Source organism: Pseudofrankia coriaricola (assembly GCF_032027725.1).
Taxonomy (GTDB): Bacteria; Actinomycetota; Actinomycetes; order Frankiales; family Frankiaceae; genus Pseudofrankia.
Map to the genome: position 1 here is coordinate 93,056 of NZ_JASNFO010000031.1, position 19,570 is coordinate 112,625.

Below are 19,570 nucleotides of genomic sequence, written 5' to 3' on the forward strand. Positions count from 1 at the left end.
GTCGAGGGAAGGACAAGCTACAAGGTCCGGACGAAACCGCCCGCGTGAGACTACCGCCGCGAGGACCCGACCGGGCCGGCCACACGCCGAACACCACATGACACCACGGCGATCGGCCCGGTCGCGGTCGGCGAACGCCTCAGCCGATGGGCCCGATCGGGGGCATGAGGAGCGGCCCGGCCGCGGGCAGGCCGGCGCTGGCGGCGAGCCCGGCGAGCGGGCCCCAGCCACCGGCATGGTCACCGGTCAGCACGCCGGCGAAACAGCCGGCCAGCGCTTCCCACGCGCCGGCCAGCGCGGCCGCCTCCGCCCCCGTGCCGGCCGTGGCCGCCGACCGGCCAGCCAGCGCGCCGAGGGCCGCCGCGACGGCGCCGCCGGCCCGGCCGGCACCGAGGCCATACGCGCCGCCGGGGCCGAACGCCGCCTGGGCGGCGGCCTGGTCCTCGCTGGAACGGGCCGGGCGGACCCGGTCGACCAGCGACCGCCGCGGCACGAGCCGCACCCGGCCGGGGCGCGCGCCGGGCAGGCCCGCGGCGGCCCAGGCCAGCCTCAGCGCCCGTTCCAGCCCCCCGAGCTCGTCGACCAGCCCGTGCCCGTGCGCGTCGGCGCCGGTCCAGACCCGGCCGCGCGCGAGCTCATGGGCCCGTTCCAGGCTCATCGCGCGCGCTGTCGCGACCTTGCCGACGAAGTCGTCGTAGACGCGGTCGAGGAACTCCTCCAGCTTGGCCCGCTCGCCGGGGCTGAACGGGCGACGCGCCGACATCATCAGCGCGTGCTCGCCCTGGGCGACCTCACCGATCGCGACACCCAGCTTGTCCAGCAGACCGCTGATCACCTGCTTGCCGCCGTAGACGCCGATCGAGCCCGTGAGCGTCGAGGGATTGGCGACGATCGTGTCGGCGGCGAGCGAGACGAAGTAGCCACCGGAGGCGGCGACCGCGCCCATCGACACGACGACCGGGCGGCCGGTGGCCCGGAACCGCTCCACCTCACGGCGCACCAGGTCGGACGCGACGTAGGAGCCGCCGGGGCTGTCCACCCGGAAGACCGCCGCCGCGATGTCGGGGTCCTTGGCCGCGGCTCGGAAGGCGGCACACACGGCGTCGGCAGCGAGCATGGGGCCGCCGACCGGCGAGCCGCCACGGCGCAGCACCACCGGCCCGGTGCCGTGGATGAGCGCGACGGCGGCGCGGCCTGGGTCCAGAGCCGGCGGGACCGCGACCTCGGAGTCGAGGCCGGCGCCCGCGGCGGCCGGCGCGGGCGCCGCGGGTCGCGCGTCGCCCCGCGGGGCGCCTAGCCGGGAGCCGATCCCGGCGAGGGAACGGGCCACCCGGCGCGGCGGCGAGGACTCTCGCCGCGTGGCCGACCGTCGATAGGCGCCCAGGTACATCGGGACGGGGCTGGACCCCCCCGATGAGCGCTCCGGCCCGTCGGCCGAGGGCCCGCCGGCCAGCGGCCCGCCGCCATCGCCTCCCCCGCCGGGGGCGGACTTCCCGGCGGCGGTGACGTCCTCGCCCGTAGCCGGCGTACTGGCGCCGCCCGAGCCTGCGACAGCACGGGCGCCCCCGTCTGGCCCGTCTCCCGCGTCGGCGTGGGTCTCGGTGCCCGTCTCGGCGCCGCCGGCGGGCGCCGTGCCCGCGGCGTCACCGCCGGGCGGATCCGCGGCGACGGTCGAGGAGACCTCCGCGGCGGGATCCGCGGCCGTGAGCGCCGTGGGGCCTTCGGCCGCTCCGGGCTCCGCCGGTCCGCCAGGCGTGGGCTCGACGAGGCTCCGCCCCGCCGGGAGGCCCGGATCTGTGTCAGCGGATCGACCGGACGGCCCTTCGGCGTCGGCGACGGCGTCGGGCCCTTCGGCCGCCGGGGCGGCGGACTCAGCGCGCGCGGCAGAGCCGGGCTCGGGGGCGGCGGCCAGCGACGGCTGCCCCGGCGGCGCCGGGGCGGCAAGCGGCTCGGGAGCGGATGCCACCGGCTCGGCGGTCGGGTCCTCGGCCCCGGCGCGCCCGCGGGCCGCCGCGTACACCTCGTCGCGGTAGCCGAGCCGGTCGATCAGGCCGGCGCCGAGCGCCACCCGCGCCGACAGCGGCCCTGCGTCGACCAGCGAGCGCACCCGGTCCGAAGGCAGCCGCCGGCCGGCGACGATGCCCGCGATGATCTCGTCGGCGCAGGACTCGACCACCCGCGTGGTCGCCTCCAGGTGGGCGGGGGTGAAGCCGCGCTCGACGAACGTGTTGACCGCGTTCTTGTACTCGTGCCTCGCTCCGAGCTCGGTGGTCACGCCGAGGCGGTCGAGCGCGTCGCGCAGGAACGGGGTGTGGCTGGCGACGCCGGTGAGCCCGAGGTCACCTGGCGGGGCGAGCCAGATCTGGTCGAAGGCGCAGGCCAGGTAGTACGGGACGGTCCCACCGCCGAACTCGCCGAACGTGTCGGCATAGGCGATCGTGAACTTCCCGGCCGCGCGGAACTCGGCGACGGCATCCCGGATCTCCTGCGCCCGCGAGAGCGGCATCCCGCAGCTGGCGACGTGCGCGACGAGCACCCGGGTCCTGGGATCGAGCGCGGCCCGGCGCAGGCCGTCCACGAGATCGCGCAGCGTCTGGCGGTGCCGGCCCCGCCAGGCGGCCAGGGGGTCGTCGACGGCCCCCTCGATCGGGTCGACCGTGAGGTCCAGCTCCAGGATCAGCGGGGCGTTGCGCCGGGCGGCCAGCGCGCGGATCTCGGCGATCGCGTGGCGGGGCGTCGTCGTCTCCATGCCCAGAGGCTACGACCGCGCCAATGTCACCGTAACCACCCATCGCACTCCCAACGTGAACCCAAATCGGTCAGGAGGTGCGCGGCGGCCACCGGAGGCGCCAGTCGGCCGAGCCCTGCGCGGCCGGATCCACGGCGTCGGCGTGGGCGGACTCCTCGGCCCGCGCCAGGGCGTCACGGAAGACGCGGGCACGAGCGCGCAGGGCGGCCTCCGGGTCGACACCGGCGGCTTCGGCCAGCGCGGCGGCGGCGAACAGCAGGTCGCCGATCCCGCGCTCATCCAGCTCCGGGCCGGCCGCGATCGCGACGACCGCCGCGGCGGGCGTGCCAGGACCGCCCGCCACGGGCAGGCCCTCGGATGCCACGTCGTCGACCGTCGCGGCACCGGTCTCGGCCCACGGCGCGGCGGGCAGGACGAGGTCGGCGGGGACGCCGATCTTGCGGGCGCGGCTCTGCAGCTTCGCGGCGAGCGAGAGAGCCGGCTGGGTCAGCGGGACGCCGTCGGTGACCGAACGCCGGCTTTTCTCGGCGGCCTTGATGGCGTCCCAGTTGGTGACCACCTCGTCCGCGCCGGCGACGGCCACGTCGCCGAACACGTGCGGGTGCCGTCGCACCAGCTTGTCCACGAGCCCGGCGGCGACCTCGTCCACGTCGAACCGGCCACCGCCCCGGTCCACGTCGCCGTCGGCCGCCTCCTGCGCGACCCGCGCGTGGAACAGAACCTGCATCAGCACGTCGCCGAGCTCCTCGCGCAGCTCGGCCGGCTGGGCGTCCTCGATCGCCTGGTAGGCCTCGTAGGCCTCCTCCAGCAGGTACGGCGCGAGTGAGGCGTGGGTCTGCTTCGCGTCCCACGGGCAGCCGCCGGGCGAGCGCAGCCGGTCCATCACGGCGACCGCGTCCAGCAGGACCGCGCCCGCCACGTCGTGCGTCCCCGCGACGACGCGCACCGCCTCCGGCTCGGTGCCCGCGCGTGCGCGCAGGGCGGCGTCGAGCCTGGCTGCGGGACCAGGCCAGCCAGCCGCCGGCTCGAGCAGCCACGCAACCTCGTCCACGCCGGCCGCCGCGGCGGCGGCGCGCAGCCAGGCGAGCACCCAACCGGCGCTTTCGGCCCCGTCGGCCCCCTCGACCGGCCCGGACGGTTCCGGCGTGGCGAGGACCTCGACGTCGACGCCGGCCGCGCGCAACGCGGCGAGCTGAGGGTGTGTCGGGTCGGCGCAGCGCACCGGGACCCGGCGGACCAGGTCCCAGGCCTCGGCGGTGAGCAGGCCCGGCGCGACCCGGGCGCTGGTCGCGAGCAGCGTGACCCGGGCCGGGCCGGCCCCGGTCACGACAGGCTCAGCTGCGGAACCGGCGTCGGCGTGGTCGCGATGGAGCCGGACTGCGCCAGCACCTGCAGGTCATCGACGCTCCAGGTCCCGAACCGGGGGCTCACCGACACCCCCAGCTGGCGGGAGACCTTGACCAGCTCGGGGGTGACCTTGTCCGTCCGGGCGGTTCCCATGACGATGTCGTGGGCCAGGAAGGACCGCAGCTGCGCGTAGCTGAGCGGCAGGGACTTCACCCCGAACTGGGCCAGCAGGGCGTCGTAGGCCGACTTCGCCTGCGCGTCCGAGCCGACCAGGTCCGGCGCGATCCGGTCCGCGATCTTGGACTCGAGCGCGTCGACGTGTACCTGCGCCCGCACGTCCTGCGGCGCGAACCCGAGCACGCCGACGGCGTCCTCGAAGGCCGGGATGCTGCCAGCCTGGGTCACCGCGAGCGCCTGGTAGTAGGCGTCGAAGTCCTGCGAGGTGAGCGTGATCCCGAGCTCGTGCGCCTTCGCCTCGTCCAGCCTGAGCCGGATGAGGGTGTTCAGCGCGCGGCGCTGCACGAGGTCATGGGTGACCGGGCCCTGCTGGGCTTCACGCTGCGCGACCACATCAGGATGCGCGGCGGCGTACGCCTTGTAGGCGGCCATGCCGCGGTCCGCGATGGCGCTCACGGTGGCCGTCTCGATCTTCTGGTCGTCGACCTGCGCGGCGGCGCCGGCATGGCTCGTGCAGGCGGTCATCGCCACCGCGACCAGCGCGAGCGCGGCACCCAACAGCGTCGCCCGAAATGAGGACCGCCGGGCGCGCGAAGGAAGATCATTTTCGCGCACCCTTTGGCCGTGCAGACGTGGTGACTTCACGGACGCCACGTTAGCTGCCCTAACAGGGGTGACGCACCCGACCCTGTCCCAATGCCTCACCATTCACCGCCCTTCACGCCCGGAAGCTCAGAACACGCGGTCAACTGTGTGCTACCAACCCAACCACGACCAGTGACGGCGCATCAGCGCTGGCACCAACCCAACCACGTCAGTGATCCGGAACCAGACGGACCACCGCCATAGCACCGAGCCGGAACTGCCCGAGAGGGCGCTCAGCGCCCGACAGGCGGTGCCCGGCGCCGGGCGCGAAGCGTCAGGCGCGGGACCACCGCACCCGACCCTGTCCCAATGCCTCACCATCGACCGACCTCACGCCTGGCCGGCAACGTTCGCCGCCGAGGTGATGGAGTCGCCGACGATGGCGGCGAGCAGGTCCGCGGCCCAGGCGAGCAACGCCTTGTCGCGCAGCGGCGGGGAGCCGATCCGGCCGGTCAGGCTAGGCGCCGGGACCAGCACCGTGCGGGCCGCGAGCTTGACGACGGCGCCCTTGTACAGCCGCTGCAGCCGCAGCGTCTGGCTCTCCCGCAGCTCCAGCGGGCCGAACCGGATCTGCTTGCCCGCCAGCGTGATCTCCGCCAGGCCGTAGCCGCGGGCGAGTACCCGCAGCGAGGCGACGGCCAGCAGGTTCTCCACCGGCTCCGGCGGCGGGCCGAAGCGGTCGACGAGCTCCGCGCGGACCTCGTCGAGGTCGGCCTCGCTCGCCGCGGCGGCGATCCGGCGGTAGGCGTCCAGGCGGAGCCGCTCGCTGCCGAGGTAGTCGTGCGGCAGGCTCGCGTCGACCGGGAGCTCGACCTTGACCTCAGGCAGCTCCTCGGGCGCCTGGCCCTTGTAGTCGGCGACCGCCTCGCCGACCATCCGCACGTACAGGTCGAAGCCGATGGCCGCGATGTGCCCGGACTGCTCGCCGCCGAGCAGGTTGCCGGCGCCGCGGATCTCCAGGTCCTTCATCGCGACGGCCATGCCCGCGCCGAGGTCGGTGTTCAGCGCGATGGTCGCGAGCCGGTCGTGCGCGGTCTCGGTGAGCGGCCGGTCCGGCGGGTAGAGGAAGTAGGCGTACGCCCGCTCGCGCCCACGCCCGACCCGGCCGCGCAGCTGGTGCAGCTGGGACAGGCCGAAGACGTCGGCCCGCTCGACGATGAGCGTGTTGGCGTTGGAGATGTCCAGGCCCGACTCGACGATCGTCGTGCAGACCAGGACGTCGTACCTCTTCTCCCAGAAGGCGACCATCGCCTTCTCGAGCACGTCCTCGTTGAGCTGGCCGTGCGCGGTCGCGATCCGCGCCTCGGGGACGAGCTCGCGCAGCCGGGCCGCGGCCCTGTCGATCGACTCGACCCGATTGTGGATGTAGAAGACCTGTCCCTCGCGCAGCAGCTCGCGCCGGATGGCGGCGGCGACCTGGCGGGCGTCGTAGGCGCCGACCGAGGTGAGCACCGGGTGGCGCTCCTCGGGCGGGGTGTCGATCGTCGACAGCTCCCGGATGCCGGTGATCGACATCTCGAGCGTCCGCGGGATCGGGGTGGCGCTCATGGTTAGCACGTCCACCGCCGTCCGCATCTTCTTCAGGTGCTCCTTGTGCTCGACGCCGAACCGCTGCTCCTCGTCGACGATCACGAGCCCCAGGTCCTTGAACTTGGTCTCGTTCGAGAGCAGTCGATGGGTACCGATGACGACGTCGACGGAGCCGTCGGCCAGGCCGGCGAGCGCGGCCTTCTGCTCGGTGGCCGAGTTGAACCGGCTCATCGCCTTCACGATCACGGGGAAGGCCGCGTACCGCTCGGAGAAGGTCTGGTAGTGCTGCTGGACGAGCAGCGTGGTCGGCACGAGCACGGCCACCTGCTTGCCGTCCTGCACCGCCTTGAACGCGGCCCGCACGGCGATCTCGGTCTTGCCGTAGCCGACGTCGCCGCAGATCACCCGGTCCATCGGGACCGCGCGCTCCATGTCCCGCTTGACCTCGTCGATCGCGGAGAGCTGGTCGGGGGTCTCCCGGAACGGGAAGGCGTCCTCCAGCTCGCGCTGCCACGGGTTGTCGGGGGCGAACGCGTAGCCGGGGGCCGCCATCCGGGCGCTGTAGAGCCGGATCAGCTCGCCGGCGATCTCCTTGACCGCCTTGCGTGCCCGGCTCTTGCGCTTCGCCCAGTCGGCCCCGCCGATCCGGTCGAGCGTCGGGCCCTCGCCGCCCACGTAGCGGGTGACCTGTTCGAGCTGGTCGGTGGGGACGTAGAGACGGTCACCCTTGGCGTACTCGAGCACGAGGTACTCGCGCTTCGCGCCGACGACGGTGCGGGTGACCATCTCGACGTACCGCCCGACACCGTGCGCCTCGTGCACGACCAGGTCGCCGGCGGCCAGCGCCAGCGGGTCGATGCCCTTGCGGCGCCGGCTGGGCAGCCGGCGCATGTCCTTGGTGGTGACGCCGCGGGCGCCGGCGAGGTCGGCCTCGGTGAGCACGGCCAGGCGCAGCAGGTCGCTGGCGAAGCCCGTGGACAGCTGCCCCTGGGTGACGGTGACGACGGACGGCGCGAGCTCGGCGTCGTCGGCGACGCGGGCGCCGAGGTCGGCCTCGCGCAGCAGCTCGGCGAGCCGCTGCGCCGGGCCGTGGCCGGCGGTGACCACCAGGACGCGCCACGAGTCGTTCAGCCAGCCCTTGACGTCGGCGACCAGGCGAGCGGTGTCGCCGTGGTAGGCGGGCGCCGGGCGAAGGCTGGTCGCCACGGCCTCGTCGGGCGGGTCGAAGGCCGCGGCGGCCTCGTCGGCCTCCTCCCCGGCGTTCATGGCGCCGAACTGGCTGACGGTCCACCAGGGCAGGCCCAGCTCGGCCGCGCGGGCGCGCACGTCGGCGAGCGAGCGGTAGGCCGCCGAGCCGAGGTCGATGGGGGTGGCCGAGCCGAGCGCGGCCGAGCTCCAGGAGGCGGCGAGGAACTCCTGGCTGGTGCGGACCAGCTCGGCGGCCCTGGCGCGGATGCGCTCCGGGTCGCACAGCAGCAGCTGGGTGCCGGCCGGCAGCTCGTCGAGAAGCAGCACCAGGCTGTCGACGAGGACCGGCGCGAGCGCCTCCATCCCCTCCACCGGGATACCCGAAGCGATCTTGTCGAGCATCTCGACGAGGTCCGGATGCTCGAGCGCCAGCCGGGCCGCGCGGGCGCGCACGTCCTCGGTCAGCAGCAGCTCACGGCACGGCGGCGCGAACAGCGTGTACTCGCCGCCGGTGGCGCCCTGCCCCGCAGTCTTCCCGGCGTCGAGGGCGCGCTGGTCGGCCACCGAGAACGGCCGGACGTCCTCGATCTCGTCGCCGAAGAACTCGACCCGCAGCGGGTGCTCCTCGGTGGGCGGGAAGACGTCGAGGATGCCGCCGCGCACCGCGATCTCGCCGCGCCGCTCCACCAGGTCGACCCGGTGGTAGGCGGTCTGGACCAGCCGCTCGACGACGTCCTCAAGGTCGGCGGTGTCGCCGCGGCGCAGCAGCACCGGGTCGAGGTCCCCGAGGCGGGCGACCTGCGGCTGCAGCACGGCACGCACCGGCGCGACGACGACCGAGAGCGGCCCGGCGGGCGCCGCGCGCCCGCCGGCCGCGACATGCCCGTCGCCCGCCCAGGTCTCGGGGTGCGCGAGCCGGCGCAGCACCGCGAGGCGCCGCCCGACGGTGTCGGCGCGCGGCGAGAGCCGTTCGTGCGGCAGCGTCTCCCAGCTCGGGTAGACCGCGACGGCGTCCGGCCCGAGCACGCTGCCGAGCGCGTCGGCGAGGTCCTCCGCCTCCCGCCCGGTGGCGGTCACGGCGAGCACCTGACGCCCGGCGCGGGCCAGCGCCGCGACCGCGAACGGGCGCAGCCCGGGCGGCCCCGAGAGATCTACCGGCACCACCGGGCCGCCCCGGCCGCCGGGGCCCCCAGCGGTCTCGAGGGCGGCCTGGACACGCAGCAGCGCCGGCTCACCGCCCGGCCGGGCGGTGAGGGCGTCGAGCAGCGGCGCGAGGGTCATCGGATCCGTCCCGGCCTCTTCCAGGTCCGGCGCGACCGCCGGACCTTGGATGTCGGTGTGTGCCCGCGCGGGCGCACGGTCTGGACTACAACAACGTCTCGGACTACAACGTCAGCCGGGCCGCGGCTTCTGCCGGCACACGGCACCGGAACTTCGGGCAGTTCTGGGCGCACGGCCGGGCGCCCGTCCGGCGGCCCGCTCGCCTGGCGGGCCTGAAGCAGGCCGTCGCCCGACCTGGATAAGGCCGTACCCCGTTCTGGTGCCCGCCGCGCCCGCGGCTGGCCGTCGGGCTTCCCGTCCGGTCCGCTGACCCAGATCTGCCGAGGCCCCTGCGCGCGACAACCATCAGGATAAACGATCATGAGGCCACGCGCGGCCAGAAGCCCGATAACAGCGAACAACTCCATGGTCAGGGTACGGGAGGTCCCGGCTGCCCGCGCCGGCTCGTCCCCCCACCGAATTCGCCGGCCGCGGCCACCCGCCGAACGGGCGCACGCGGGATTGACGGGGTGGGCCGAATGGTCGGCGCGACGTACAGTCATCTGCCATCAGCTGGCCGGCCCGGTAGGGGCCTGCCAGTCTCACTTGACGTAAGGGTAGAGTTGTCCACCACGCGCCGTGGCCAGTCCACGCCAAGAACCGGTCGCGCCGACCTCTACCAGATCGGGGACGTCGCCGAGCGGGTCGACCTGTCGTTGCGCACCGTCCGCTACTACGAGGAGGCCGGTCTGCTGATGCCGGCCGGGCGTACCGCCGGCGGCTTCCGGCTGTACGACGAGGACACCGTGGAGCGGCTTTTCCTGATCAAGATGATGAAGCCCCTTGGCTTCACCCTTGAGGAGATGCGATCACTACTCACTCTGCGCGACGAGCTCTCGCGTCCGGGCCTTGCCCTGGACGCGCGGGCCGCGCTGGAGGAGCGCTTGCGCACGTGGGTGGTGCTCGCCGAGGAGAAGCTGGCCGCCCTGCGCCAGCAGGTCGGCGTCGCGGAGGCATTCGTCTCCGGCCTGTACGACGACGCCGACCGATCGCGCCGCGGGTAGCGGGCAGGCCCAGCCCCGAACCACGCAGGCAGGGTGCCGCGCGCCCGCAAGGCGGGCACGCGGCGCTCGTTCTACTGGCTGGCCGACCAGAGCGAGCGGTAGGCCGCCGAGCCGTTGGGCTGCTGCACGGGGTTCGTGAGCGACGAGTTCACGTTGCGAGGGTCGCTGTCGTTGAAGTAGGCCTCGTAGGCGAGCATGCCCCTGTACTGCCGGAAGAGCCTGGCCATCTGCTGGATGTAGAACGGGTTGTCGCCGCCGGCCTGGCCCGCCTGGCCCGCCGGGGTGCCCTCGTCCACCAGCCCCCATTCCGGCACGGAGAACAGCTTGTTGTGCAGCTGCGCGAAGTTGATCACATAGCACGGCCCCGGAAGCAGCGGACCGTCCTCGCACTTGGCGTTGAACGACCCGGTGTCGTAGCTCGGCGGGTACTGGTCGTAGGTGTCGATCCCGATCACGTCGACGACGTCGTCACCCGGGTAGGCGGAGAACGGGTCGCCGCCGTTTGGCAGCGTGGTGCGCGCGTTGATCGTCCAGTCGATCCGCACCCGCGGGGCCACCGAGATCAGCGCGAGGGCCTCGTGGCGGAAGCACTGGACCCACTGCTGGGGGTTGGCGGCCTTCCAGGCGAACCACTTGCCGTTGAACTCCCAGCCGATGCGGACGAACGAGTCCGATCGTCCCTGCCGGTTAAGCCAGTTGCCGAACTTGCGAAACTGGACGTCGAAGGCGCCGGAGGCACACTCCGCCATGCGCTGCTGGTTCCAGGTGTCGACGTTCGTGCCCGATGGCGGTTCCGGGAACATCGGCACGGAGACAACCCAGGTGCCGGGGAAGCTGCTGAAGTGGTTGGCGCTGTCGCCGATCCACGGTCCGGTGATCGACCCCCAGCTGTCGCGAGCGGTGAACATGACCACCACGTCGTTGGGCCGGCCGCGGTAGCTCGCGAAGGTGTTCGCCTGGCCGCTGTTGCCGGCGGACATCCCTGTCGGCCACGGGCCGTTGGTTCTCGCGGGCTGCGCGCGAGGCCGGGCGGGTGGCCCGCCGGGAGCGACGGCCGGCGCGGACGCGGCCGCCATGGCGGGGCCGGCGGGGGAGGCGGACGCGGCGGATGTCGAGGCGGCGGCCGCGAAGCCCCCGTCGTCGTCCTCGTGTTTGCCCGACTTGGGAGTCACCGCCCAGGCGGTGAGGCCCAGCACCAGGACGAGGGCGACCGCGATCCCCGGCAGCACGCGGCTTTTGAACCTCGCCCGGCCGCCCGAACGCTCGACCAGCCAGTCGTACCAGCGATGGGCCTCGTCACCGTAGTAGCGCAGCTCCTCGCGTGCGTGCTCCCGGGTCGATCCACCACGGCGGGTCACCGACACTCACCTCCGTCGCGGTGTGGCGCCACCCGACCAGGGCAGGGTGAGTCAGTGGCGCCCAAAAGGTACCGAAACTTACTACGTCCGCCGGCCGCGCCCCGGGGCAGCATGGCGAAGCCGAGCACGCCGCGACACGCCTGGACTCGCCGGATCTGAACGCGAGCACACACCGTGACCATCCCCAGGTCTTCCCTCGTTGCCGCCCAGCCTGGACAAGAACGGCAAGAACAAGAAGAGGACGCTTTACGCGAGCCGGTGGTTGCCAGCCCGGTACCCACGCACGAAGCCTGGTGACGGACCAGGAAGGCATATCACCCGTTCCCAGGCAGCCCCGATCCACCGTGCGCCAAGCGGACGTTCAGGCACGCGCCGTTGTGAATCCGCCACTGTGCGATCCCGGACACCCGCTGGGCTCCGACCAGCCCCAGCCCCTACCACCGCCATAAGCCAGGGCCCGGAACCACCTAAGGAAGGCGCCCCGCGCCCGACAGACATCCCGCCGGCTGACGCGTCACCCGCCGAAGCCGACGCGGCGCCCAAGCCGACGCGGCGCGTACCAGGGCCCGGTACCACGCAGGGAGGGCGCTCAGCGCCCGACCAGGCGGCGCCCGGTGGCGGGCGCGAAGCGTCCGGCCACGGGACCGCCCCAGCCTGCGCGGACCGAGAAGTTCAGTACGGTACGGTTACTGCGGCAGCGTCCCGGACGTCACCGCGGGAGTGGGAGCAGCTGATCTTTCGGACCCGCCAGGACCCGCGGTCCCTGCCAGGGGAGCGGTCCCTGGCTCCCACCGGCGGCCCGGCCGTCTCGGCCACGACCGGCCAGGGCTGTGGCCACCTCGGCCAGGTCGCCCGACGTTGCCCCGGCCCGCTCGTTTGCCGGCAGACCAACGCCCGGGAGCATGCCCGGGTCCGACTCTGGGAGAACAAACAGCCGTGACACCCCCGAGCTCGGCTTCCACGCCGGCCCGCACCGTCCCCGGCGCCGCGGACATCCCGGTCGTCATCCTCTGCGGTGGGATGGGCACCCGGCTGCGCGAGGCCAGCGAGAAGCTGCCGAAGCCGCTGGTCGACATCGGCGGCAAGCCGATCCTCTGGCACATCATGAAGACCTACGGGCACTACGGCTTCCGGCGCTTCATCCTGTGCCTTGGCTACAAGAGCGACGCCATCAAGAACTACTTCGTCAACTACCGCGAGCAGGTGGCGGACTTCACGCTGAAGCTTTCCGACGACCACACTCCCGAGTTCCACAACGCCGAGGGCGACGAGGACTGGGAGGTCACCTTCGCGGAGACCGGCCTGCTCAACGGCACCGGGGCCCGGCTGCACCGCGTCCGCCAGTACCTCACCGGCCCACGTTTCCTGCTCACCTACGGTGACGGCGTCGGTGCCATCGACGTGGCCGCGCTGTTCGACGCGCACCTGCGCGGCGGCCGGATGGGCACCGTGACCGGGGTGCGGCCCTCGAGCCGGTACGGAGAGCTGGAGACGGACGGCGACGGCGTCACCCTGTTCGCCGAGAAGCCCCCGCAGACCGGCTGGGTCAGCGGTGGCTACTTCGTCTTCGAGCGCGAGTTCGCCGACAAGTACGTCGACGACGACCCGTCGCTCATGTTGGAGCGTTACCCGCTGCAGCAGCTCGCCCGCGACCGGCAGCTCTCCCTGTACCCGCACGACGGGTTCTGGATGGGGATGGACACGTTCCGGGACTGGACCGAGCTCAACCAGCTCTGGGATGCGGGCGCCGCTCCGTGGCGCGTCTGGACCGACTGAGTCCACTCGTCACCGTGAGTACTTCCGAGACCCAGGACGCCGCGCTCGGCGAGCGGCTGCATGGCCTGGTCGCCGCGCTGGGCGCGGCGCCGGTCCGCAGCATCACCGGCGACGGCGTCCGGGCGACCCTCGAGATCGTCCAGAAGGCCCTCGCCGAGGGCCGGGGGGGCGCCGAGATCCCGTTCGAGGTCCATGAGGTGCCCTCGGGCACGCCGGTGCTCGACTGGACGGTGCCCAAGGAGTGGAACGTCCGGGCGGCCTACCTGGTCGGCCCGGACGGGTCACGGGTGGTCGACATCGCCGACCACCCGCTGCACCTGCTGGGCTACAGCGTCCCCACCCGCGCCCGCGTGAGCCTCGACGAGCTGCGCCCGCACCTGTTCTCGATGCCGGACCGGCCGGACTGGATCCCCTACCGGACGTCCTACTGGAACGAGAACTGGGGCTTCTGCCTGACGGACACCGCGCTGCGCGCGCTGCCGGACGGCGAGTACGAGGTGGTCATCGACACCACCCTCACGGACGGCTCGCTCACCTACGCCGAGATCGTCCTGCCCGCGACCGAGCCGGCCCCTGCGGGCGGCGAGCCCGAAGAGTTCCTGATCACGACGCACACGTGCCATCCGGCGACGGCGAACGACAACGGGTCCGGCATCGCCATCCTCACGGAGCTGGCCCATCATCTGGCGGCGCTGCCGCTGCGGCGGCACACGTTCCGGCTGCTGTTCATCCCGGGCACGATCGGCTCGATCACCTGGCTCGCTCAGAACCGGGACGTTGTCAGCCGGATCCGGCACGGGCTGGTGCTGACCGGCCTCGGCGACCGCTCCCAGCCCACCTACAAGCGCAGCAGGCGCGGCGCCGCGGTCGTCGACCGGGCGGCCGCCGTCGCGCTCGCGGAGACCGGGCGGCCGCACCGGGTGGTCGACTTCTCGCCGTACGGCTACGACGAACGGCAGTTCTGCTCCCCCGGCTTCGACCTGCCCGTGGGCCGTTTCGGGCGCGGCCAGCACGGCGAGTACCCCGAATACCACACCTCGGCCGACAACCTGGACTTCGTCAGCCCGGAGAATCTGGCCGAGTCGTTCGGCCTGCTCACGCGGATCATCGAGATCTGCGAGCGCAACGCGGTCTGGCGCAACACGAGCCCGTACGGCGAGCCGCAGCTCGGCCGACGCGGGCTGTACCGCGCGATCGGCGCGACGATGAACCGCCAGGCCGTCGAGATGGGCCTGCTCTGGGTTCTCAACCTCGCCGACGGGACGCACGACCTGCTCGACATCGCCGCCCGGGCGGGAATCGAGTTCGGCTCGGTCACCGCCGCTGTCGACGCGCTGGCCGGCGTCGGCCTCCTGGTCCGCGAGGACGCCGCATGAGCGTCAGCCTTCCAGCGACGCACGCTGTCAACCCAGCCACCTCGTCTGCCCAGACAGACGCCGACCACCGCCATGCACACCGACCTGTGACCAGGTCAGGAGGGCGCTCAGCGCCCGATGGTCGGGGCGCCCCGCGCCCCGACCCCATGAGCGTCCACGTCGCGGACGGTCCGGTCTGGACTGTGGTGCTGGCCGGCGGCGGTGGCACCCGGTTCGGCGGGCCGAAGCAGTTCTTCGACCTGGGTGGACGCCCGCTGGTCGAGCACCCGGTGCTGGCCGCGGGCCCCGCGAGCGACGGCGTCGTCGTGGTGCTCCCGCCCGCGCTGCTGGATCGCTGGCGGCCGGAGCCCACCGCGGGCCCGCCGCAGGTACGGGTGACTGGCGGCGGCGCCAGCCGGGCCGAGTCGGTCCGAGCGGGCCTGGCCGCGGTGCCGACCGCCGCGGGCGTCATCGTCATCACCGACGCCGCCCATCCGCTCGCCACCGCCGACCTGTACCACCGGGTGGTGGACGCGGTACGCGGCGGCGCGGACGCGGCCGTCCCGGGACTGCCACTCACCGAGGTCGTCAAGGAGGTCGCCTTGGCGGACGCCGAGCGCGGCCCGGCCGGTGCGCTGGTGGCGGGGCGCTCGCTGGCACGTGAGACCCACAGGCTGGTGCAGACCCCGCACGCGTTCCGCGCGGATCTGCTGCGCGCGGCGCATGCCGACGCGACGGAGGCCGTCGAGGACTCCGCGATGGTCGCCGCGCTCGGCGCGGCCGTCGTCGTGGTGCCAGGCGAGCCGATGAACATCCACGTGACGACGCCAGAAGAGCTGACGATGGCCCGGCGACTGCTCGCGGCCGGGGCTGGCCTGGTCGCTGTATCGCCGGGGCCTCCGGCCGCGCGAGGCTCCGCCACCGTCGCGCGCCCTGCGGCCAGATGAGGGGAATCTGATGAGCACGGTACTGGTCGAGTCCACGCTGTCCGATGACGAGCGGCGCGCCCGCCTGTACGCGGGCGACCTGTTCGTCTACGGGCCGAAGCCGGCGTCGCTCGCGTTCGTCGAGTTCACCCGGGACCTGGTGCGCGAGGCGTTCGGCGACCTCGACCCCGAGACCGCGCAGCACCACATGAAGGTCGAGGACTACGCCGCGCTGCTCGCCGACCTGAAGCCGCGGTTCATCCACCACCCTCGCTGCAAGGAACTGATCCGGGAGGTGCTCGTCGAGCACGGCGCCGACCCGGAGAAGACCTATTTCGACGTGCCCCGGCTGCGCACGTCGACCAGCGACGACTACCTCACCTCGGGCATCGCCTACGCGTTCCACCCGCACCGGGACACCTGGTACTCGGCGCCGTTCTGCCAGCTGAACTGGTGGTTCCCGGTGTTCGACATCGTCCCGGAGAACGGCCTGGCCTTCCACCCGAAGTACTTTGGCCGGCCGGTCGAGAACAGTTCTTCCACGTACAACTACTACGAATGGAACGCGACCAACCGGGCGTCGGCCGCGAAGCACATCAAGAGCGACACCCGGGTGCAGCCGAGGCCACAGGAGGAGGTCGAGCTCTTCCCGCAGACCAGGGTGATCGCCCCGTCCGGTGGAATGCTCATCTTCTCCGCGCAGCAGCTGCACTCGTCCGTGCCGAACACCTCCGGGCGCACCCGGTTCAGCATCGACTTCCGCACGGTCAACCACGACGACGTGCTCGGCCACATCGGCGCGCCGAACGCCGACTCGGAATGCACCGGTACCACCATGCGCGACTACCTGCGCGCGACCGACCTCACCCGGCTGCCCGAGGACGTGTGCCTCGAGTACGACGAGGTCCCGCCGATGGCGGACGCGATCCTGGTCTACGAGGGGACTCGGTGACAGGGGACGCGGTGACGTCCGAGCCAGGCTCGGCGGCCCAGCGGCTGGCCGGCCGGGTGGCGGTGGTCACCGGCGCGTCCAGCGGCGTCGGCCGGGCGATCGCGCTTCGGTTGGTCGCCGAGGGAGCGGCGGTGACCGCCGTCGGCCGGGACAAGACCCGCCTGGACGCCCTGCCGGCCGCCGCCGCTCGGGCGACGCCGGCCGCCGTGGCCGGCCAGCTGAGCCCGGCGCAGGTCGACCTGACCGACGACGAGGCACGCTCCGCGCTGGTGGCGGGCCTGCTCGCCGGTCCTAGGCTGGACATCCTGGTCCACAGCGCCGGCGGCTACGCCAGCGGGCCGCACGCCGAGGCCGCGATCGAGGATCTCGACGCACTGTACGCGGCGAACGTGCGGGCGCCCTACGCGCTCACCCAGGAGCTGCTGCCCGCGCTGTGCGCGGGCGGAGGCGACGTCGTGGTGGTGAACTCGTCTCAGGGCGTGCGGGCGGGCGCGAACGCCGGCCAGTTCGCCGCCACCCAGCATGCGATGCGGGCCATCACGGACAGCCTGCGCCAGGAGGTGAACGCGGACGGGATCCGGGTATGCGGCATCCATCTGGGCCGCACCGCGACCCCTCGACAGGAGGCCATCTTCGCCAAGGAGGGCCGGCCGTACGCACCGGAGTTGTTGGTCCAGCCACAGGACGTCGCGGAGGTCGTGGCGGGGGTGCTGAGCCTACCGCCCGGCGCCGAGGTGACTGAGATCCACCTGCGGCCGGCCAAGAAGAGCTACTGATGTGCCCGAAGTCGGATAACAGTAGAGTGACGATGCCGACTTCGCCCACCGGCGCGGCCAGTGCGCGGTCCATGCGCCAGTTATGGGCTGACGCGCCCACGCGTCCGGAAACCGAGGTGTGCGGTGATTCACCGGTGGTCCAACGAAGGGCCGCCAACGGCGGCGGCGGTGGAGGTCGACCGCATGGAGCGTCGGAACGTGAACGGTGAGCGAAAGTTGCTCATCACGTTCCTCTGTGAGCAGTATCCCCCGATTGTCTGGGACGGCGCTGGCATCTACACAGCTGTACTGGCGTCGGCGCTCGCCGCGATCGGTCACGACGTTCATGTCATCTGCGCTCAGGGTCACCGGGTTGTCGACGAGGTGGTGGACGGCGTCCACGTGCACCGCCGCCCGCTGCTACGTGTTCCGGTCAGCCGCGCCCTCGGCAAGTACGCGCGTTTCCTGACCGGGCCGAACTACCCGCGGGACTCGATCTCGCTACGGCTGAGCCTGACCGTCTCGTACGCCGCCTACCTGCGGCAGACCGGGCTGCGCCCCGACGTGATCGAGACGCAGGACGGCGAGACCCGCGCGCTGATGCAGGTGGTCGCCCGGTCCTGCCCGGTCGTCGTCCACATGCACGCGCCGACCATGCTGACGCTGCGCCTCGCGAGCCCGCACCTGTCCGTCCGCGGCCGGATCGCGGACCGGCTGGACCGCATCACCTCCGACCACGCGACCGTGGTCACCTCGCCGTCCCAGCTGCTGGTCGACACCGTCCGCCCGTACGGCTGGCTGCGCCGCCAGGACGTGACGATCGTGCCCAACCCGTTCGACGCGAGTCCCTGGGCGGGCGTGCCGGATGTGGGCCGCACCGGCCCCGTGGTCGCCACGGTCGGTCGGCTCGAGCCGAACAAGGGTGTGGACGTCCTGCTCGACGCGCTCGCCGTGCTCGCCGCCAGGGACATCGACGCGAAGCTGATCCTCGCCGGCAGCTCGTCCGGCCACATCGACGGTGTGCCCACCGGGCGCTGGCTGGAGCGACGTGCGCACGAGCTGAACGTGCCCGTCGTCTTCACCGGCCACGTCGGGCAGCGCGAGCTCGCCGACGTCTACGGACAGGCCCGGGTGGTGGCGGTACCGAGCCGGTTCGAGAGCTTCTCCATCGCGGCGGTCGAGGGCATGGCCGCCGGCCGCCCGGTCGTGACCACCAGCCGGACCGGCATCGCGCCGTTCGTGGAGGAGTGGCGCGCCGGCGACGTCGTCCCGCCAGAGGTCCCGAAGGCGCTCGCCGACGCGCTCGCGCCCTACCTGACCGACCCGGCGCTGGCCAGGGCCGTGGGGGCGAACGGCCGCGCCGGCGCGGCCCGCCTTGATCCTCTTCAGATCGCCCGTGACCGGGAGAAGGTCTACCGGGAGGCGGTTGCCCGCTTCCAGCAGGACAAGTCCTCCACGGGCTCCAAGCGCTGAGCTCGATGGGCCCGCGACGCCTCGCCCGGGCCGGACGTCGGCCCATCGAGCCGGGCGAGGCCGGCCCCGCGGCGACAGGAATCGGTGAACCGCTGTCGCGCGAGGAGGCCCGCGTCGGCCTCGGCTAGTCGCCGGACGTGAAGTTCAGGTGTGACAGGGCGCCGGATTCCAGATAGAGCTCGAAAGGGCTGCGCGTGGCCGCGAGAAGCGACCTGGGCAGGGTGGCCCCGCCCACGCGCGGGCCGCTGACCTGGCTGCTGTGGGCGGCGAGCGCGTATGCCTGGCGCGAGCGGTAGCCCTTCGCGCCGACCAGCAGCGGGCGCACCTCACGGATCCGGTCCATCGGGTCACGCAGCATGCGCCGAGGGGTGTAGCCCTCCGTGCCATAGCCGCGGGTCCAGGGCCAGTGCGTCCACAGCCAGACGCCGTACTCGAGAACCTGGCCGGTGAACCCGGCCCTCTTGACGGCCTCGACCGCGGCGGCGTTCGTCGCGTCGTGGTCGGGGTGGCCCTCGCAGGACGTCGGGATGAGCAGCTGCTCCGGCTCCAGTTCCTTGATCAGCTCCACGAGTCGGTCGGTCACCTCCTCGAGGTGCTCGCCGACCTTGGTGTCGGGCACGTCGATGAAGCGGATGTCCACCGAGCGCAGCCCGAGTCTGCTCCCGGCCCTGCGAGCTTCCTCCTTGCGCAGCGCGATGAGCTCGGCGGGCGGAAGGTACGCCGGTTCGGCCGCCGCGCCATCGCTGACGATCACTACGGTGACCTGGGTGCCGGCCTCTCGCTTGCGCATGATCGAAACGCCGCATCCCAGCGTCTCGTCGTCCGGATGCGGGGCGACCACCAGGCATGAGGCACGCGTCATCGCCCGGGTGATGTCCCGGCCACGACGCATCCACGCGCGCCGGTATGCGGAGCGGGCGGGCAGCAGCGCGCCCTCGCGCAGGGCGGCCGGCCGCGCCGCGGCCGCGCCTCGCCGGGCCACCGCGGCCACGCGGCTCACCGCGCCGGCGTCGCC

At 73.1% G+C, this 19,570-nt stretch carries 13 protein-coding genes; 7 read left to right on the top strand and 6 right to left on the bottom strand.

Features of this window, described 5'->3' with window-relative positions; translation table 11 throughout:
* Nucleotides 1–139: 139 nt before the first annotated feature.
* The 4 genes from sppA to mfd form a co-directional block, all read right to left on the bottom strand.
* Nucleotides 140–2,749 (bottom strand): signal peptide peptidase SppA, encoded by a 2,610-nt coding sequence (gene sppA / locus QOZ89_RS17240; protein ID WP_312624211.1) that lies wholly within the window; start codon nucleotides 2,747–2,749, stop codon nucleotides 140–142.
* Between the two features lie 70 nt (nucleotides 2,750–2,819).
* On the bottom strand, nucleotides 2,820–4,076 hold the full coding sequence (locus QOZ89_RS17245) for a nucleoside triphosphate pyrophosphohydrolase (RefSeq protein ID WP_312624212.1): 1,257 nt from the start codon (nucleotides 4,074–4,076) through the stop codon (nucleotides 2,820–2,822).
* Entirely contained in the window at nucleotides 4,073–4,918 is an 846-nt protein-coding gene (locus tag QOZ89_RS17250) for a hypothetical protein (RefSeq protein ID WP_312624213.1), read from the bottom strand. The genes QOZ89_RS17245 and QOZ89_RS17250 overlap by 4 nt, the downstream gene beginning before the upstream one ends.
* Before the next feature lie 330 nt (nucleotides 4,919–5,248).
* Nucleotides 5,249–8,917: a transcription-repair coupling factor gene (gene mfd, locus QOZ89_RS17255; RefSeq protein WP_312624214.1), complete on the bottom strand. Its 3,669-nt coding sequence runs from the start codon at nucleotides 8,915–8,917 to the stop codon at nucleotides 5,249–5,251.
* Nucleotides 8,918–9,519: 602 nt separating this feature from the next.
* On the opposite strand from mfd, the gene QOZ89_RS17260 reads away from it, so the two are divergent.
* Complete coding sequence (locus QOZ89_RS17260) at nucleotides 9,520–9,960, top strand: MerR family transcriptional regulator (protein ID WP_071051478.1); 441 nt, start codon at nucleotides 9,520–9,522, stop codon at nucleotides 9,958–9,960.
* Between the two features lie 71 nt (nucleotides 9,961–10,031).
* Here QOZ89_RS17260 and QOZ89_RS17265 read toward each other — a convergent pair whose 3' ends face one another.
* On the bottom strand, nucleotides 10,032–11,318 hold the full coding sequence (locus QOZ89_RS17265; protein WP_312624215.1) for a glycoside hydrolase family 26 protein: 1,287 nt from the start codon (nucleotides 11,316–11,318) through the stop codon (nucleotides 10,032–10,034).
* Between the two features lie 936 nt (nucleotides 11,319–12,254).
* Between QOZ89_RS17265 and QOZ89_RS17270 the strand changes: the two genes are divergently transcribed.
* From QOZ89_RS17270 to QOZ89_RS17295, 6 genes are all read left to right on the top strand, one after another.
* On the top strand, nucleotides 12,255–13,094 hold the full coding sequence (locus QOZ89_RS17270) for a glucose-1-phosphate cytidylyltransferase (protein ID WP_071051479.1): 840 nt from the start codon (nucleotides 12,255–12,257) through the stop codon (nucleotides 13,092–13,094).
* Nucleotides 13,095–13,108: 14 nt separating this feature from the next.
* A complete protein-coding gene (locus QOZ89_RS17275) occupies nucleotides 13,109–14,470 on the top strand; it encodes a DUF4910 domain-containing protein (RefSeq protein ID WP_312624216.1) in 1,362 nt (453 codons plus the stop codon).
* 146 nt (nucleotides 14,471–14,616) lie between these two features.
* A complete protein-coding gene (locus tag QOZ89_RS17280; RefSeq protein WP_083419336.1) occupies nucleotides 14,617–15,396 on the top strand; it encodes a 2-C-methyl-D-erythritol 4-phosphate cytidylyltransferase in 780 nt (259 codons plus the stop codon).
* Nucleotides 15,397–15,406: 10 nt separating this feature from the next.
* Nucleotides 15,407–16,327, top strand: coding sequence for a phytanoyl-CoA dioxygenase family protein (locus tag QOZ89_RS17285; protein WP_071051480.1), 921 nt, complete (start codon nucleotides 15,407–15,409; stop codon nucleotides 16,325–16,327).
* Nucleotides 16,324–17,103, top strand: coding sequence for an SDR family oxidoreductase (locus tag QOZ89_RS17290; protein WP_071051481.1), 780 nt, complete (start codon nucleotides 16,324–16,326; stop codon nucleotides 17,101–17,103). Before QOZ89_RS17285 ends, QOZ89_RS17290 begins: the two co-directional genes overlap by 4 nt.
* Before the next feature lie 183 nt (nucleotides 17,104–17,286).
* Nucleotides 17,287–18,555 (top strand): glycosyltransferase family 4 protein, encoded by a 1,269-nt coding sequence (locus QOZ89_RS17295; RefSeq protein ID WP_397428794.1) that lies wholly within the window; start codon nucleotides 17,287–17,289, stop codon nucleotides 18,553–18,555.
* Between the two features lie 124 nt (nucleotides 18,556–18,679).
* Here the strand turns inward: QOZ89_RS17295 and QOZ89_RS17300 are convergent, their stop codons facing one another.
* Entirely contained in the window at nucleotides 18,680–19,546 is an 867-nt protein-coding gene (locus QOZ89_RS17300; protein WP_071051482.1) for a PIG-L deacetylase family protein, read from the bottom strand.
* Between the last annotated feature and the right edge of the window lie 24 nt (nucleotides 19,547–19,570).

Bases quoted from the DNA above. Each gene is read 5' to 3' on its own strand.
- sppA (WP_312624211.1), bottom strand. From the start codon at position 2,749: ATGGAGACGACGACGCCCCGCCACGCGATCGCCGAGATCCGCGCGCTG.
- mfd (WP_312624214.1), bottom strand. From the start codon at position 8,917: ATGACCCTCGCGCCGCTGCTCGACGCCCTCACCGCCCGGCCGGGCGGT.
- QOZ89_RS17280 (WP_083419336.1), top strand. From the start codon at position 14,617: ATGAGCGTCCACGTCGCGGACGGTCCGGTCTGGACTGTGGTGCTGGCC.
- QOZ89_RS17285 (WP_071051480.1), top strand. From the start codon at position 15,407: ATGAGCACGGTACTGGTCGAGTCCACGCTGTCCGATGACGAGCGGCGC.
- QOZ89_RS17295 (WP_397428794.1), top strand. From the start codon at position 17,287: ATGGAGCGTCGGAACGTGAACGGTGAGCGAAAGTTGCTCATCACGTTC.